At 67.7% G+C, this 15,713-nt stretch carries 15 protein-coding genes; 7 read left to right on the plus strand and 8 right to left on the minus strand.

The genetic code is table 11. The features are described 5' to 3' along the window. Window position 1: 1 nt before the first annotated feature. Complete coding sequence (locus BST13_RS13460; RefSeq protein WP_083164534.1) at window positions 2-916, minus strand: adenylate/guanylate cyclase domain-containing protein; 915 nt, start codon at window positions 914-916, stop codon at window positions 2-4. Window positions 917-1,148: 232 nt separating this feature from the next. On the opposite strand from BST13_RS13460, the gene BST13_RS13465 reads away from it, so the two are divergent. Then, window positions 1,149-2,183 carry an oxygenase MpaB family protein gene (locus BST13_RS13465; RefSeq protein WP_083164535.1) on the plus strand — a complete coding sequence of 345 codons (1,035 nt, stop codon included), beginning with the start codon at window positions 1,149-1,151 and terminating at the stop codon, window positions 2,181-2,183. Here the strand turns inward: BST13_RS13465 and BST13_RS13470 are convergent. The 3 genes from BST13_RS13470 to BST13_RS13480 are packed head-to-tail and all read right to left on the minus strand — an operon-like array spanning window position 2,180 to window position 4,459. Then, complete coding sequence (locus BST13_RS13470) at window positions 2,180-2,584, minus strand: RidA family protein (RefSeq protein WP_083164651.1); 405 nt, start codon at window positions 2,582-2,584, stop codon at window positions 2,180-2,182. The two genes, BST13_RS13465 and BST13_RS13470, sit on opposite strands and share 4 nt — an antisense overlap. 39 nt (window positions 2,585-2,623) lie before the next feature. Then, window positions 2,624-3,373: an IclR family transcriptional regulator gene (locus tag BST13_RS13475; RefSeq protein ID WP_083164536.1), complete on the minus strand. Its 750-nt coding sequence runs from the start codon at window positions 3,371-3,373 to the stop codon at window positions 2,624-2,626. Between the two features lie 3 nt (window positions 3,374-3,376). Next, on the minus strand, window positions 3,377-4,459 hold the full coding sequence (locus tag BST13_RS13480; RefSeq protein WP_083164537.1) for a sugar kinase: 1,083 nt from the start codon (window positions 4,457-4,459) through the stop codon (window positions 3,377-3,379). A gap of 123 nt (window positions 4,460-4,582) precedes the next feature. Between BST13_RS13480 and BST13_RS13485 the strand changes: the two genes are divergently transcribed. Genes BST13_RS13485 through BST13_RS13500 form a run of 4 tightly spaced genes read left to right on the plus strand, consistent with a single transcriptional unit; the run spans window position 4,583 to window position 9,529 of the window. Further along, window positions 4,583-5,893 carry an amino acid deaminase gene (locus BST13_RS13485; protein ID WP_083164538.1) on the plus strand — a complete coding sequence of 437 codons (1,311 nt, stop codon included), beginning with the start codon at window positions 4,583-4,585 and terminating at the stop codon, window positions 5,891-5,893. Between the two features lie 4 nt (window positions 5,894-5,897). Continuing rightward, the gene (locus tag BST13_RS13490; RefSeq protein ID WP_083164539.1) at window positions 5,898-7,505 is read left to right on the plus strand and encodes an N-acyl-D-amino-acid deacylase family protein; all 1,608 of its coding nucleotides are present in this window, start codon (window positions 5,898-5,900) and stop codon (window positions 7,503-7,505) included. Beyond that, on the plus strand, window positions 7,502-8,131 hold the full coding sequence (locus BST13_RS13495; protein ID WP_083164540.1) for a bifunctional 4-hydroxy-2-oxoglutarate aldolase/2-dehydro-3-deoxy-phosphogluconate aldolase: 630 nt from the start codon (window positions 7,502-7,504) through the stop codon (window positions 8,129-8,131). The genes BST13_RS13490 and BST13_RS13495 overlap by 4 nt, the downstream gene beginning before the upstream one ends. A gap of 6 nt (window positions 8,132-8,137) precedes the next feature. Beyond that, window positions 8,138-9,529, plus strand: a complete 1,392-nt coding sequence (locus BST13_RS13500; protein WP_083164541.1) for a GntP family permease — start codon at window positions 8,138-8,140, stop codon at window positions 9,527-9,529. Between the two features lie 46 nt (window positions 9,530-9,575). Here the strand turns inward: BST13_RS13500 and BST13_RS13505 are convergent, their stop codons facing one another. The 4 genes from BST13_RS13505 to infC are packed head-to-tail and all read right to left on the minus strand — an operon-like array spanning window position 9,576 to window position 11,644. After that, window positions 9,576-10,394: a TrmH family RNA methyltransferase gene (locus BST13_RS13505; RefSeq protein ID WP_083164542.1), complete on the minus strand. Its 819-nt coding sequence runs from the start codon at window positions 10,392-10,394 to the stop codon at window positions 9,576-9,578. A gap of 2 nt (window positions 10,395-10,396) precedes the next feature. After that, window positions 10,397-10,786, minus strand: a complete 390-nt coding sequence (gene rplT, locus BST13_RS13510) for a 50S ribosomal protein L20 (RefSeq protein ID WP_083164543.1) — start codon at window positions 10,784-10,786, stop codon at window positions 10,397-10,399. A gap of 40 nt (window positions 10,787-10,826) precedes the next feature. Continuing rightward, window positions 10,827-11,021, minus strand: a complete 195-nt coding sequence (rpmI, locus tag BST13_RS13515) for a 50S ribosomal protein L35 (protein WP_062830509.1) — start codon at window positions 11,019-11,021, stop codon at window positions 10,827-10,829. A gap of 23 nt (window positions 11,022-11,044) precedes the next feature. Further along, window positions 11,045-11,644: a translation initiation factor IF-3 gene (infC, locus tag BST13_RS13520; protein ID WP_170064291.1), complete on the minus strand. Its 600-nt coding sequence runs from the start codon at window positions 11,642-11,644 to the stop codon at window positions 11,045-11,047. A gap of 253 nt (window positions 11,645-11,897) precedes the next feature. Between infC and BST13_RS13525 the strand changes: the two genes are divergently transcribed. Both BST13_RS13525 and lysX read left to right on the plus strand, forming a co-directional pair. Next, a complete protein-coding gene (locus BST13_RS13525) occupies window positions 11,898-12,284 on the plus strand; it encodes a DUF1844 domain-containing protein (protein ID WP_083164545.1) in 387 nt (128 codons plus the stop codon). Between the two features lie 70 nt (window positions 12,285-12,354). Further along, the gene (lysX, locus tag BST13_RS13530; RefSeq protein WP_083164546.1) at window positions 12,355-15,675 is read left to right on the plus strand and encodes a bifunctional lysylphosphatidylglycerol synthetase/lysine--tRNA ligase LysX; all 3,321 of its coding nucleotides are present in this window, start codon (window positions 12,355-12,357) and stop codon (window positions 15,673-15,675) included. The last annotated feature ends 38 nt before the right edge of the window (window positions 15,676-15,713 follow it).

The following is a 15,713-nucleotide window of genomic DNA, read 5'->3' on the forward strand; positions in this document are numbered from 1 at the left end:
GTTACCCGCCGGGCACACCCTGGTCGTCGGGTTCGTCGACGAGCGTCTGCCGGGGCAGTCGCACGCGGTATATGACCAGGTCGTCGGGCACCCCGTCGGGCCGAGGCGAAAAGACCTGCCACCGTTGCCGTTTGACGGTCAACCCCTGGGCGCTCAGCTCGTCGGCCGGAATCAGGTCGAGCGTGGTGTTCGACAGCATCAGGCCGCCCTTGGTGGCGCGTTCCATGACTCGGGCCGTGACATTGACGTCCACGCCGAGCCAGTCCGATCCGATGCGTTGCGGCCGCCCGGTGTGCATACCGACCCGCATTCGCGGTGTATAGCCTTCCACCTCAACGGAATTCACCGCTTCGAGCGCGGTGATCACGGCGCGTAGTGCGACGACCGGGTCGGAGAACACCGCCATCATCCCGTCACCCATGCGCTTGACGATGTGGCCGCCGGCCTCCAGCAACGGCGGTTCGACCACCTGGGCGACTCGTCGCAACAGTCGTAGCGTCGCGTCGTCGCCGGCGCGCAGCGACCAGGACGAGAAGCCGACGAGGTCGGTGAAGACCAGGGTCACCTCGGGGTTTGCCGGGGTGCCCGATACCCGTTCGGTCAGCGCCTGCCAGACCTGCAGGGCCCCCAGGCTCATCTCACGGGACGCGGCGTCGCGGTCGAGGAACCGGTCGGCCACCCGGGCCGCGGCACGTGGGCCGCCTTCGCCGGCAGCCGACAGCGGGTCCCCGAAGTCGGGGTCTCCCGGCAGTGCGCGCCGGACGCGGCGGACCAACCCGATCAGCGCGGGGTTGTGATTGGTCCGTTGTAGCCAGCCCAGAGGGCCAGACAGATCCTGAGCCGGTCCGGACCGACCCGGCACCTGATCGATTTCCCCGTTGCGGCCGGATCGTTCATCGAACGATTCGCCATCCACAGCGCAAGAGTATGTGGCGCTCGCGCGGACCGGCAATCACGCCGCGCGCAGGCTTGCTCACACTCCCGGCGGTGCCGGTGACTGCGCTGGTCACACCCGTGCGGCGGGCCGATTTCCACCGCATAACACTGCGCGGCGACGCGCCGCGAGTTCGTAGACAACGCATGTTGTCATCACTATCGTGGGCGGTAGACCGCAAGGCCTGAGTCATTGAACAGTCAACGAGGACACGATGACCGCGAGAGCAGCCAACCCCGAGTCGGACCCGCTGGGCCCGGACTCGCTGACGTGGAAATACTTCGGCGACCTGCGCACGGGCATGCTGGGCGTGTGGATCGGCGCCATCCAGAACATGTACCCCGAGCTGGGCGCCGGAGTCGAGGAGCACTCGATTTTGCTGCGCGAACCGTTGCAGCGGGTGGCGCGGTCGGTGTACCCGATCATGGGCGTCGTCTACGACGGTGAGCGGGCCGCGGCGACCGGCGCGCAGATCAAGGCCTTCCACACCACCATCAAGGGCGTCGACGCCGAGGGCAGGCGCTATCACGCGCTGAACCCAGAGACCTTCTACTGGGCACACGCCACGTTCTTCATGCTGATCCTCAAGACCGCCGAGTACTTCTGCGGCGGGCTGACCGAGGCCGAGAAACGCCAACTGTTCGACGAGCACGTGCAGTGGTACCGCATGTACGGCATGAGCATGCGGCCCGTACCCGAGACCTGGGAGGACTTCCAGGAATACTGGGACGCCAAGTGCCGCGACGAGCTGGAGATCAACCGCGCCACGCTCGACATCTTCAACATCCGGATTCCGAAACCGTGGTTCGTCCTGATGCCCACCCCGGTCTGGGACCAACTGTTCCGACCGTTGGTGGGCGCGCAGCGGTGGATCGCCGCAGGCCTGTTCGATCCGACGTTGCGGGAAAAGGCGGGGATGCGCTGGACCCCGGGTGACGAGGTGCTGCTCCGGATCTTCGGCAAGCTCGTCGAGCTGGCCTTCGTGGCCGTGCCCGACGAGATCAGGCTGCATCCGCGGGCGTTGTCGGCCTACCGGCGCGCGTCGGGCAAGATCCCGGCCGACGCGCCACTGGTCGAAGCACCGAGTTTCACGGCCCCGCCACGAGATCGCCGCGGTATGCCGATGCACTATCTGCCGCACCGCAAGACATTGCTCGACCGGGCGGGTTCGCTGGTGCACACGACGTTCTCGCTGTCGGTGCTGCGGCCGGCACGGAAGCCGGCCCACCACCGGACCAGCGCGGCTTAGCCGACGGCAGCGAGCGCGTCGATCTCGACCAGCATCACTTCGTGCGGCAGATCGACGAATACCGTTGTCCGGCACGGCAGCTGGTCGGACTTGACGTTCTCGGCGATGAACTCGCCGTAGACCTCGTTCATGGCGGCGAAATCCTCGCGTTTGGTGAGGTAGACCCGGAACATCAGCACGTCGTCGACCCCCGCGCCGCCTGCGGCGAGGATCGCCTTGACGTTCTCCAGGGTGCGGCGGGTCTGCGCCTTGACGTCGCCCTCGCCGATGTAGGTGTTGGTCGCGGGGTCCATCGGGCCCTGGCCGGAAACCTGCAACAGCCCACCCTTGCGGATGCCCTGGCTGAAGGTGTGGGCGGGCGCCGGAGCGCCGTCGGTGCGGACGACCTGTGAGTCAGACATGTTGATACCTCTCATTTTTCGTGCTTCCCGGTGATGGGTTCATGGGCGCGGACGATAGCCGCAGTCGGCGGAGATCCGTTGGCATACCGCCTGCAGCGGCTCGAGCAGCTCGAGCAACTGGTCGAACGGCAGCACCACCTCGGGCACCGATACCGACACCGCAGCGACGACCTTGCCGGACGCGCCGCGAACCGGAACCCCGATGCAGTTGATCGACGGCTCGTTCTCCTCGCGATCCTGGGCCCAACCTTGGGCCCGGACGGATTCGATCTCGCGCAGGTACGCCTCGGGAGTGGTGATGGTGTTGGCGGCGCGCTTGGTGAAGTCCATGGCCGCCACGATCGGCCGCAGCTCGGCATCGGGAAGGTCGGCCAGGATCACCTTGGCCACCGCGGTGGAATTCAGGTTGGCGCTCAAGCCGATTCGTGAGTACATCCTGATGAGGTCGTGCGATTCGAGTTTGTCGATGTAGACGACGCTGTCGCCTTCCATCGCGGCGACGTGTGTGGTGCGGCCGTAGGTGCGGTTGAACTCGACGAGGTGACGCGAGGCAATCTGCCGGATCTCGCGCTGGTCGGCGCCGTATTCGGCGAGCTCGAAGATCCGTGACCCGAGGTGGTAGCGGTTGTCGTGGTCGCGGTAGACGAACCGCTCGTCGGCCAGGGTGCGCAGCAGACGTAACACGGTCGTCTTGTGCACGTCGGTCGCCGCGGCGAGTTCGTCCAGCGTGGCCGGACCGCCACCGAGGTGGATCAGCAGGTGCAGGGCGCGGCCGAGGCTCTGGCTCACGGATCAGACCCTGTCCTGCACCGAAATGCCCGATGCGGTGACGGTTGTGGCCGCCCATTGCCGTTCCGAGCAGCTGAGCAGTTGCCGGGCCAGCGCTTCTGGCGGTGGCGGGGCCGAGTCGGCGACGACGGTGAGGGTGACCGCCGCACCGAGGTGGCCGCGCCGCAGGCAGGTGGCCGTGTCCTCGCCGCGCACGATCCCGCTGAGAAAGCCTGCGGCGAACGCGTCACCGGCTCCGACGGGTTCGACCACCTCGACGCTCAACGCGGGAACGACGATCGTGGCGCCCGCGCGGTCGACGGCGATGGCCCGGCGGGCACCGTCTTTGATGACCAGCGCGCTCGGGGCGGGCAGGATGTGGCGCAGCTCGGCCGGGTCGGCCGTGCCCATGACGCGCAGCGCCTCGTCCGCGCCGACGAGGACCAGGTCGGCGCGGTTGGCGAGGTCGACCACCTTCGCCGGGTCGCCGTCGGGCCACAGCTGTTCACGCCAGTTCACGTCGAAGCTCACCCGCCCCGTGATGCCCGGGCGGTCGGTCAGCAGCCGGCGCATCATCGCCAGGCAGGTGTCGGACAGCGCCGCCGTGATGCCACTGCAGTGCACCACCGACGCGTGCGCGAAGGCTGCCGCCAGGGCCGGCGAATCGAGGAACGCCGGCGTCATCGCCGAGGCCGCCGAACCGGATCTGGTGTAGCGGCTGACCGTTTGCGGCTCGCCGGTCGCGTCGGGCGCGGTGACCTTGGAGTAGTGGCCGGTGGGCCGGGTCGGGTCGATCTCGACGGCGGAGACGTCGACCCCGCGCGCGATCAGTTCCGATCGGATCAGAGCGCCGAACTCGTCGTCGCCCAGGCGGCCGACGAACGCGGCCGGGATGCCCCAGGCGACGAGGCCCGCCGCCACGTTGGCTTCCGCACCGGCCAGGTGCAGTCCGGCTTGAGCACCGGCCAGGTGCAGTCCGGCTTGAGCACCGGCCAGGTGCAGTCCAGCTTGAGCACCGGCCAGGTGCGAATTCGCGTCAGCGGTCAGCACGAGCGGCTCACCGAGGCATGCGACACCCCGGACCGGGGTTGTGGTCGGTTCCTGCACAGCCGTCCTTCGGTCGGTAGAGGATTGACGCGGCGTCGGCGTCATGTTAGACATGTCACACCAAATTATGCAACTCTCATTGCACCATATGCAACGTAGCAGGTCGATATAGGGGAACTGACGATGACGACGCGCAGCGAGCCGACGCTGGACGCCCAGGCAGTGCAGGTCATGGCGGCCGAGCGGCTGTCCGTACTGGACAAAGCGCTGCCCGCTTCGGCGGCCGGTCTCACCACCGCAGAATTCCTGGCCACCCGGCCACGACTGTCGTCGTTCATGACACCGGTGATGACGCTCGACGATTCGGCCCTCGAGGCCAACGTGGCCGCCATGGCGCAGTGGTGCGCCGACCGTGGTGTCGAACTGGCCCCGCACGGCAAGACCACCATGTCGCCGGTGCTGTGGGATCGGCAGCTTCGCAGCGGCGCGTGGGGAGTCACGTTGGCGACGGCCAGCCAGGTGCGGGTGGGCGTGCATTTCGGTGTGCAGCGCATCCAGCTGGCCAATGCCCTGGTCGATCCGGGTGCACTGCAGTGGCTCGCCCAGGCGATGACCGAGCACCCCGAACTGGAGGTGCTCACCTGGGCCGACTCCCCCGGCACCATCGATGCGATGGAGCGCGCGCTCACCGACGTGCCCGTTCCCCGGCCGATCCCGGTACTCGTCGAGCTGGGTGCGACCGGCGGACGAACCGGGGCACGCTCGGTCGATGAGGCGACGGCAGTCGCCGAGTGGATCGCGGCAAGCCCGGTGCTGCGGGTGGCAGGCGTGTCCGGTTACGAGGGCGCGCTGGCACACGATTCCTCGGCGCAATCGCTCGCGCGGGTGCGTACCTACCTGCAGGACATGGCGGCCTTGCACAACCGGATCGAGACCGCGGGGCATTACCCACCCGACGGTCCGGTGTATGTGACCGCCGGCGGCAGTGCGTATTTCGATGTTGTCGCCGAGGTCCTGGCGCCGCTGGCCGGTGGGCGAACCCATGTGGTGGTCCGCGCCGGGGCGGCGATCATCCACGATGACGGGTTCTACACCGGGATCACACCGTTCGCGCGCGACCCGGAACACCACTATCAGCTGCGGTCGGCGATGCATACGTGGGCCCGGGTGGTGTCGCGGCCCGAACCCGGCCTGGCGCTGCTCGACGCAGGCAAGCGCGACGTCCCGTTCGACGAGGGACTGCCGACCCCACAGCTCGTCGCCGCAGAACTCGGAGCTCCGGCCCGCCCGCTCGCCGATGCGACGATCACCGCGGTCAACGACCAGCACGCATTCCTGCGCCTCCCACCGGACTCAGATCTGCGCGTCGGTGACGTTGTGCGGCTGGGTCTTTCGCACCCGTGCACGGCCTTCGACAAGTGGCGCTGGATCCCGGTCCTGGCCGACGACAGCGATGATCCGCCCGTGGTCGACCTCATCCGCACCTACTTCTGATCCGATGCGCACCCTCATCCGCGCCGCCACCGTCGTCGATGGCACTGAGACGCCACGGTATTCGGCCGATGTTCTCGTCGATGGCGACCGCATCGCCGAGATCGACCGAGATGGTCACGGCCCGGCCGACGCGGACCGGGTGATCGATGCGGCCGGGCTGGTCCTGGCGCCGGGATTCATCGACATGCACGCCCATTCGGACCTGCAGGTCCTGCTGAACCCGGCCCATCCGTCGCGGATCACCCAAGGGGTGACCACCGAGGTGCTCGGGCAGGACGGGCTGTCCTACGCCCCGGTCACGTCCGAGGTGCTGGCCGTCGTCCGGCGCAAGATCGCGGGCTGGAATTCCGATCCGGCCGATTTCGACTTCGACTGGCGTTCGGTCGGCGAGTATCTCGACCGGCTCGATCGCGGAATCGCCACCAACGCGGCCTATCTCGTCCCGCACGGTGTGGTGCGCGCGCTTGCCGTCGGCTGGGATGACACGCCGGCGTCGGACGCGCAGATCAGCGAGATGCAGCGCATCGTGGGTCAGGCGATGACCGAGGGCGCCGTCGGCCTGTCCCTCGGCCTGACCTATACCCCCGGCATGTACGCCGACAACGCCGAGCTGCTGGCCCTGTGCCGCACCGTGGCCGCCCACGGCGGGTACTTCTCCCCCCACCACCGCTCCTACGGCGCGGGTGCGCTGCAGGCCTATGCGGAGATGATCGACCTCGCCATCCGGTCAGGGTGCGCTCTGCACCTCGCGCACGCCACCCTGAACTTCGGCCCGAACAAGGGCCGCGCTCCTGAGTTGCTGGCGATGCTCGACGCCGCAGCCGCGGCGGGCGCCGACGTCAGCCTCGACACCTACCCATACCTGCCCGGCGCCACCACGCTGTCGGCGATCCTGCCGAGCTGGGCGTCGGCGGGCAGCACCGGGGACACGCTGGCGCGCTTGACCGATCCTGCTGCGCTGGCCCGCATTCGCGAGCATCTTGAGGTCACCGGATCCGACGGGTGTCACGGGGTGACCGCAGAGTGGAACACCATCGAGATCAGCGGGGTACAGAGCCCGTCGTTGAATCACTATGTGGGACAGACAATTGCGGACATCGCGGCGGCGGAGGGTCGCGAACCGTTCGACGTGTGCATCGACATTCTGCACCGGGACCAACTCGGCAGTGGAATCCTGCAACACGTCGGACACGAGGAGAACGTACAAGCCATCATGCGAGATCCCCGGCACACCGCAGGCAGCGACGGGCTGCTGGTCGGCGCGAAACCGCACCCCCGTGCATGGGGCACCTTCGCGCGCTATCTCGGTCACTACTGCCGCGACCTCGGGCTGATGTCGCTGGAGGAATGCGTCGGCCACCTCAGCGGACGGCCGGCACGTCGGTTGCGGTTGACCGACCGGGGTTTCGTTCGCCGGGGTTTCGCCGCCGACCTGGCGCTGTTCGATCCCGACACGGTCGCCGACACGGCGACCTACGACCAGCCGCGGCAAGCCGCCGCGGGATTCACCCACGTGTTCGTGCGGGGCCAATTGGCGCTGGACGACGGGGAACTCACCGGAGCGACGGCAGGACGATCGCTGCGCCGCCACCCAGACGGAGGAACTCGATGAACGAACTCGATGCGCTCAAGGCCGACCGGGTGCTGACCGTGGTGCGGGCCGACAACATTCCCGACGCCGCCGACCTGTGCCACGCGCTCGCCGCAGGCGGCATCCGCACCGTCGAATTGACCTTCACCACACCCAATGTGCTCGATCACATACGAGGTTGCGCAGACGCGGTCGCGCGAGCAGGCATCCTGCTGGGCGTCGGCACAGTGATGACCGGCGACCAGGCCGCGGCAGCGATCGACGCCGGAGCCGCATTTCTGGTGACGCCCGGGCTTCGGCCCGCCGTCGCCGAAGTGGCCGTGGCGGCCGGCGTCCCGGTGTTCCTCGGCGCACTCACCCCGAGCGAGGTGGCACAAGCCGTCGACCTCGGTTCCACGGCCGTGAAGATCTTCCCCGCCAGCAGCATGGGCCCGAAGTACCTGTCCGATCTACACGGCCCGTATCCCGACGTCGACCTCGTGCCGTCGGGCGGCATCAACGCCGACAACGCACGGGCCTATCTCGACGCGGGCGCGTTGGCGGTCACTGCCGGTACCGGTGTGGTGCTACCCACCGAGGTCGCCGCGGGCAATTGGGCCGAAATCACCAGCCGCGCCGCAAGTTTCGTCGCTGCGATGGGCAGCTAGGCCGGCATGACCACCATGGTGCACTGGCTGCAGCACGACACCGCCGGACTGCTGACGCTGGCCGTGGTCGCCATCGCGCTGCTGCTGGCGTTGATCATCAAGCTCAAGCTGGAACCGTTCATCGCCCTGATCGTGGTGAGCATCGCGGTCGCCCTGGTCGCCGGTATTTCGGTGGCCGATCTGGTCGGCACGCCTGCCAAATCCGGGGATTCGCTGCTGGAGAAGGGTTTCGGCAGCATCCTCGGCCATATCACCGTGATCATCGGGCTGGGTACGGTCCTGGGCGCCATGCTCGAACGTTCCGGCGGCGCCGACGTGCTGACCACCCGGCTGCTGAACCTGTTCGGCCCCAAGGGCGCTCCGCTGGCGATGGGTGTCACCGGACTGGTTCTGGGGATCCCGATCTTCTTCGACATCGGCATCTTCATCCTCGCGCCACTGGTGTACGTAGCGGCAAAACGCGGCGGAAAGTCGTTGGTGCTCTACGCGATGCCGATGCTGGCCGGCCTGTCGATGACACACGCCTTCTTGCCGCCGCATCCGGGTCCGGTCGCCGCGGCCGGACTGCTGCACGTGAGCCTCGGTTGGCTCATCATCATGGGGCTGGCGTGCGGTATCCCGGCGTGGTTCGTCAGCGGCGTGGTGTGGGGCTCGTGGATCGGCAAACGCGTGCTCGTCGACGTGCCTGACGAATTGATCCCCGAAGAGGAAGAGGCCGACACCGCAAATCCGCCGTCGATTGGCCTCATCGCGTTCATCATTCTGGCGCCGATGCTGATGATCTTGGCGGCGACCGTGTCGGATGTGGTGCTGAAAGAGGGCCGGCTGCGGTCGACGCTCACCCTGATCGGCACCCCGGCCATCGCGCTGACCATTGCGGTGCTGCTGGCGTTGTATCTGCTGGGAATCCGACGGGGCATCTCGGCCCCCGATCTCGCCAAGATCAGTGCGGCGTCGCTGCGTCCCGTCGGGATGATCCTGCTGGTCGTCGGGGCCGGCTCGTTCTTCGGGGCCGTGTTGCGCGCCACCGGGATCGGCAAGGCCCTGGCCGACTCGATGACCGAGGTCGGGCTGCCGGTGATCCTGTCGGCCTATCTGATCAGTTGCGCGCTGCGGATCGCGCAGGGCTCGGCGACCGTCGCGATCGTCACCACCGCTGGCATCATCGAGACCTCCATCAGCGCAGGGCATTACAGCCCCGCCCAGATCGCGCTGATCGTGGTGGCGGTGTCCGCAGGATCGATCATCGCCAGCCACGTCAATGATGGCGGGTTCTGGATCGTGTCGCGCTACTTCAACATGTCGGTCAAGGACACCCTGAAAACCTGGACGGTCCTTGAGACGATCCTGTCGGTCGTGGGTTTCGCAGCGGCCGGCCTGATCTGGCTGGCCATCTGAACCGCGGGCAGACACCTGGGTCCCGGAACGCCGGCGTGTCGCGGACCTACGTGTCTGCTCGCGCAGGGAACTCGCGCTGAGAACGGGCCGCTGCCCGCGCGCTCTCGTACAGGCAGATCGACGCGGCCGAGGCGATGTTGAGGCTTTCGGCCTTGCCTGCCATCGGGATGTGCACGCGGTGATCTGCCATCGCCGTTAAACCCGTTGGCAGCCCGTGGGCTTCGGGCCCGAACAGCCAGGCGGTCGGTGCAGCCAGAGCGCGCTCGAACTCAGGGGCGGAGAGGCTGACCTCGCCGTCGACCGTGGTGGCAAGCACCTGCAGCCCCGCGGCACGCAACCGTGCCACTGTCGCCGACTCGTCGGTTTCGCTGAGCACAGGGATGGAGAAGATGCTGCCCGCCGACGCGCGCAGACACTTGCTGTTGTAGGGGTCGACGGCGTTGCCCGCCAGGATCACCGCGTCGGCGCCCATCGCGTCGGCAACACGGATCAGGGTCCCGGCGTTGCCCGGCTCGGAGAGCTGCACGGCGACCGCGATCAGACGCGGCGTGGCGGCAAGCACATCGTCGAGCGACACGTCCGGGAGCCGGCACACCGCCACGAGACCGACCGGTGTGACGGTGTCGGACAACGCCTTTGCCGCACGTTCGGTCACCTCGTACACCGGGGCGTCGGCGAGCAGATCGGCGAACCGGTCGATTGCCGCCGCCGTGGCGAACACCTCGGAAACGAGTCCGCGCCGCAGCGCTGACTCGACGAGGTTGGGACCTTCGGCGAGAAAGCGTGCGGCGCGGCGACGTGCGACGGCGCGATGCAGCTTAACGGCTGCGGCGACGCGATCAGCTCGCTCGGTGAGCGGACTGATGGTCAGGCGGCCTCACCCGAAGGAGCGTTGACGTCCTCGGGAAGGGCGGCCTTGGCGACCTCGACCAGCGCGGCGAACGCAGCCTCATCGCTCACGGCGATCTCGGCGAGGTTCTTGCGGTCCACCTCGACACCGGCGGCCTTGAGGCCCTGCATCAGGCGGTTGTAGGTGATGTCGTTCGCGCGGGCCGCGGCGTTGATGCGGGAGATCCACAGCTTGCGGAACTCGCCCTTGCGGGCGCGCCGGTCCCGGTAGGCGTAGGTCAGCGAATGCAGCTGCTGCTCTTTGGCTTTGCGGTACAGGCGGGACCGCTGGCCGCGGTAGCCCTTGGAGGCCTTGAGGACTGTACGCCGCTTCTTCTGGGCGTTGAGTGCGCGCTTCACGCGTGCCATGGGGTGTTCCTATTCTCGTTCGGTACGGGTGAGGGCGGTCTTAGCCGTTGAGCAGCTTGTTGATACGACCGGTGTCATTGGCGGCCACGACGGTACGACCGTCGAGCCGGCGGGTGCGCTTGCTCGGCTTGTGCTCGAGCAGGTGGCGCCGGTTGGCCTTCTGCCGCACGATCTTGCCGGTACCGGTCTTGCGGAACCGCTTGGAGGCACCGCTGTGGGTCTTCGCCTTGGGCATGAGTCCTCAGTTCTGTGTTGAATCTAGTTCTGTGAAACGTCTGGTTCTTCGGGTGCGGCCTGCTGCCCGCTAGGACGCTCGGCCTGCTCCGCCGCCTTGGCGCGAGTCTTCGCGCCGCGGTGCGGGGCCAGCACCATCGTCATGTTGCGGCCGTCCTGCTTGGCGGACGTCTCGACGAAGCCGTACTCGGCCACGTCGGCGCCCAGCCGCTGCAACAGGCGGTAACCCAGTTCGGGCCGCGACTGCTCACGTCCGCGGAACATGATGGTCACCTTGACCTTCGATCCGGCTTCGAGGAAGCGGACCACGTGGCCCTTCTTCGTCTCGTAGTCGTGATCGTCGATCTTGGGACGGAGCTTCTGTTCCTTGACGACGGTCTGCTGCTGGTTCTTGCGAGACTCGCGCTCCTTCAGAGCCGTCTCGTACTTGTACTTGCCGTAGTCCATGATCTTGCAGACCGGCGGTCTGGCGTTCGGGGCTACTTCTACAAGGTCGAGATCGGCATCCGCGGCGACGCGGAGGGCGTCTTCGATGCGCACGATGCCTACCTGCTCACCACCTGGTCCAATCAGGCGGACTTCGGGTACGCGGATGCGCTCGTTGACGCGGGTCTCAGTGCTGATGGGGCCTCCTATGTTGTCCACTTCAGGAGCCCACGCCACCAGCGCTCAAAAGAGCGAAAGCCCTGCTCATAGCAGGGCCCAAGCCGACCGATCACGGTTTTCACCGCCCGTGCCTCAATACTGAGGCGCAGAACCGGCATCCTGGGATGCTGGTGACCGGACCGCTGAACCAGTGTGGCCAACGGTGGGAGTGGGACTCCACTTACTGTCCCTGGCGTACGCCGGGACGGTCGCGCATGACACTCTACCAGGTATGACCGATCCGACAGTAACGCCCGACGCAGCGCAGGAGCAGGGCTCAGGCGATCTGACCGGCTCCGCCGTTCGTGACCTCGCTGAGGTCCCGGCGGTGGAAGTGATCACCCGCGCGGCGATCATGCTGATGAGCGCCGCCGCCGAGAAGATCGGCTTGTCGGCGCCCGATCCCGACGAGAGCCCGCACCGCGATCTCGACGAGGCCCGCCGACTGATCACCGCGCTGGCCGGTCTGGTGACCGCCTCGGCCGAGTACCTCGGGCCGCACGCCGGCCCGGTCCGCGACGGCCTCAAGAGCCTACAACTGGCGTTCCGAGAAGCCAGCGCTGCGCCCGATGAGCCGGGCAACGGCCCCGGTGAGAAGTACACGGGCCCGGTCTGGTGAACGACGACGCTCCTCCGGCGCGGCCGGTGTTCCATCAACTTTCCAAGTTGACCGCCTATCCTCCGGGCATATGACGGTTCTCAGCCGCACCAGTCGTACGCCGATACGGCCAACCAGCCGATTCTCCTGGGTCCCGGCCGCCGCGGGCTGGACCGTCGGCGTCATCGCCACGCTGTCGCTCATCGCGAGCGTCTCTCCCCTGGTGCGCTGGATCATCAAGGTGCCCCGGGAGTTCGTCAACGACTACCTCTTCAACTTCCCCGACACGAGCTTCGCCTGGGCCTTCGTCCTGACCCTGTTGGCTGCTGCGCTGGCAGCCCGCAAGCGCATCGCGTGGTGGATCCTGGTCCTCTACATGGTCGGCGCCATCGGCTGGAACCTGGGCGACCTGGTCGCCGGCGGCGACACCATGGCCGACGAGGCCGGCGAGATGATCGGCATGGCGTTCCACGTCACCGCCATCGTGTGCCTGGTGCTGGCGCGAAAGCAGTTCTGGGCCAAGGTCCGGCGCGGCGCCCTGGTCAAGTCGGCCGTGGTCCTGCTGGCCGGCATGGCGATCGGCATCCTGGCGGCGTGGGGTCTGTTGACCTTGTTCCCGGGAACGCTCGACACCAGCTCGCGGCTGCCCTACGCGATCAACCGGGTCAGCGGCTTCGCGACGGTGCCCACCGAGGTGTTCGAGGGGTATTCGCACCCGCTCCTCAACGCGGTGTTCGGTTTGTTCGGCGCCCTGGCGCTGATGGCCGCCGCGGTGGTGCTGTTTCAGTCGCAACGCGCGGCCAACGCGCTCACCGGTGAGGACGAGTCCGCGATCCGCGGCCTGCTCGAGCTCTACGGGAAGAACGATTCGCTGGGGTACTTCGCCACCCGCCGAGACAAGTCGGTGGTGTTCGCGCCCAGTGGTCGCGCCGCGATCACCTACCGCGTCGAGGTCGGGGTGTGCCTGGCCAGCGGGGATCCACTGGGCGATCCGAAGGCCTGGCCGCAGGCCATCGACGCGTGGCTGCGGTTGTGCCAGACCTACGGTTGGGCACCGGGCGTGATGGGCGCGAGTTCGACTGCCGCCGAAGCGTTCCGCGCTGCGGGTCTCAACGCGCTGCAACTCGGTGACGAGGCCATCCTGCACCCGGAGTCGTTCCGGTTGTCGGGGCCGGAAATGCGTGGCGTGCGCCAGGCCGTCACCCGCGCCAAACGCGCCGGCGCCTCGGTGCGGATCCGCCGCCACCGCGAGCTCTCTGCCGCCGAGATGGCCGAAGTGATCCGCAACGCCGACGCGTGGCGCGACACCGAGACCGAACGCGGCTTCTCGATGGCACTGGGGCGGCTCGGCGACCCGTCTGACGGTGATTGCCTGCTGGTCGAGGCGATTCAGCACGACGGCCAGAAGGATGCCGTGGTCGCCATGCTGTCGTTGGTGCCGTGGGGCGCCAACGGCGTCTCACTCGACGTCATGCGGCGCTCCCCCCAGTCCCCCAACGGCACCATCGAACTGATGGTCAGCGAACTGTGCATGCAGGCCGAAACCATTGGCGTAACCCGTATTTCGCTGAACTTCGCGATGTTCCGCTCGGCGTTCGAACAGGGCGCACAGCTGGGTGCGGGGCCGGTGGCCCGGCTGTGGCGCGGGTTGCTGGTGTTCTTCTCCCGCTGGTGGCAACTGGAGACCCTGTACCGGTCGAACATGAAGTACCAACCCGAATGGGTCCCGCGCTACGCCTGCTACGAGGAAGCCCGGCTGATCCCCCGGGTCGGCGTCGCCTCGGTGATCGCCGAAGGCTTTCTGGTGCTGCCGTTCTCGCGACGCAACAAGCAGCACACGGGTGAGCATGTCGCCGCGCCGGCGAACCTGGTGGAGTCCGGGCGACTACACCGCGACGGAAGTGCGCCAGACATCCGCGATCTCGCGACGGACGCGCCCGGCGGTACGGAGCCGACCCGCCTGCCCGAGCAGGTCCGGGTGCGCATGGCCAAGCTCAAGGCGCTGCAGGACAGCGGTGTCGAGGCCTACCCCGTCGGCCAGGCGCCCACCCATACCGTCGCCGAGGCAGTGGCGGCCGACGACTCCGAAGAGCTCAGCGTGGCGGGGCGGGTACTGCGCATCCGCGACTACGGCGGCGTGCTGTTCGCGCAGCTGCGCGACTGGTCGGGCGAAGTCCAACTGCTGCTGGACGACTCGCGCCTCGACGGTGGCACCGCACAGTTCACCGCCGCGATCGACCTCGGTGACCTGATCGAGGTGACCGGCACGATGGGCCAGAGCCGCAACGGAACCCGCTCACTGCTGGTCGAGAAGTGGCGTTTGATCGGCAAATGCCTTCGCCCGCTACCGGACAAGTGGAAGGGGCTGACCGACCAGGAGGCCCGGGTGCGGGCCCGCTACGTGGACCTGGCCGTCAACACCGAGGCCCGGGAGTTGATCCGGGCCCGCAGCGGCGCTCTGCAGGCCATCCGGCAGACGCTGTACGCCAAGGATTTCCTTGAAGTCGAGACGCCGATCCTGCAGCAGATCCACGGTGGCGCGAATGCCCGGCCGTTTCTCACCCACATCAACGCCTACGACCTGGACCTGTATCTGCGGATCGCGCCCGAGCTGTATCTCAAACGGCTCTGCGTCGGCGGCGTCGAGCGCGTCTTCGAGTTGGGGCGGGCGTTCCGCAACGAGGGGGTGGACTTCAGCCACAACCCCGAGTTCACCCTGCTGGAGGCCTACCAGGCGCACGCCGACTACAACGTGTGGATCGACGGCTGCCGCGAACTGATCCAGAACGCCGCGCAGGCCGCCAACGGCGCCCAGGTGTTCCTGCGACCACGCGCCGACGGCGGGCTCGAGCCGGTGGACATCTCCGGACAGTGGCCAGTCAAGACCGTGCACGACGCGATCTCCGAGGCCCTCGGCGAGCACATCACCCCCGAGACCGACGTGGATACTCTGCGAAAGCTCTGCAAGGCCGCCGACATCGGCTACCTGAGTCACTGGGACGCCGGGGCGGTCGTGCTGGAGATGTACGAGCATCTCGTCGAGGACCGCACCACCGAGCCGACCTTCTACAAGGACTTCCCCACCTCGGTATCCCCACTGACCCGGCCCCACCGCAGCATCCCCGGCGTGGCCGAACGTTGGGATCTGGTGGCCTGGGGCGTCGAGCTCGGCACGGCCTACAGCGAGCTCACCGACCCCGTCGAACAGCGCCGCCGCCTGCAGGAACAATCGTTGCTGGCGGCCGGTGGCGACCCTGAGGCGATGGAGCTCGACGAGGACTTCTTGCAGGCGATGGAGTACGCCATGCCCCCGACCGGCGGCCTCGGCATGGGCGTCGACCGGGTGGTCATGCTGATCACCGGACGCAGCATCCGGGAAACACTGCCGTTCCCGCTGGCCAAACCCCGTTAGCAGGCCGCTCACAGGCAATCACAAGGATCTTTGATCAG

It is taken from the genome of Mycobacterium aquaticum, assembly GCF_002086485.1.
Classification (GTDB): Bacteria; Actinomycetota; Actinomycetes; order Mycobacteriales; family Mycobacteriaceae; genus Mycobacterium; species Mycobacterium aquaticum.

Coding starts and splice junctions, on each gene's coding strand:
- BST13_RS13465 (WP_083164535.1), top strand. CDS start 1,149: ATGACCGCGAGAGCAGCCAACCCCGAGTCGGACCCGCTGGGCCCGGAC.
- BST13_RS13470 (WP_083164651.1), bottom strand. CDS start 2,584: ATGTCTGACTCACAGGTCGTCCGCACCGACGGCGCTCCGGCGCCCGCC.
- BST13_RS13485 (WP_083164538.1), top strand. CDS start 4,583: ATGACGACGCGCAGCGAGCCGACGCTGGACGCCCAGGCAGTGCAGGTC.
- BST13_RS13490 (WP_083164539.1), top strand. CDS start 5,898: ATGCGCACCCTCATCCGCGCCGCCACCGTCGTCGATGGCACTGAGACG.
- BST13_RS13495 (WP_083164540.1), top strand. CDS start 7,502: ATGAACGAACTCGATGCGCTCAAGGCCGACCGGGTGCTGACCGTGGTG.
- BST13_RS13500 (WP_083164541.1), top strand. CDS start 8,138: ATGACCACCATGGTGCACTGGCTGCAGCACGACACCGCCGGACTGCTG.
- rplT (WP_083164543.1), bottom strand. CDS start 10,786: ATGGCACGCGTGAAGCGCGCACTCAACGCCCAGAAGAAGCGGCGTACA.
- rpmI (WP_062830509.1), bottom strand. CDS start 11,021: ATGCCCAAGGCGAAGACCCACAGCGGTGCCTCCAAGCGGTTCCGCAAG.
- BST13_RS13525 (WP_083164545.1), top strand. CDS start 11,898: ATGACCGATCCGACAGTAACGCCCGACGCAGCGCAGGAGCAGGGCTCA.
- lysX (WP_083164546.1), top strand. CDS start 12,355: ATGACGGTTCTCAGCCGCACCAGTCGTACGCCGATACGGCCAACCAGC.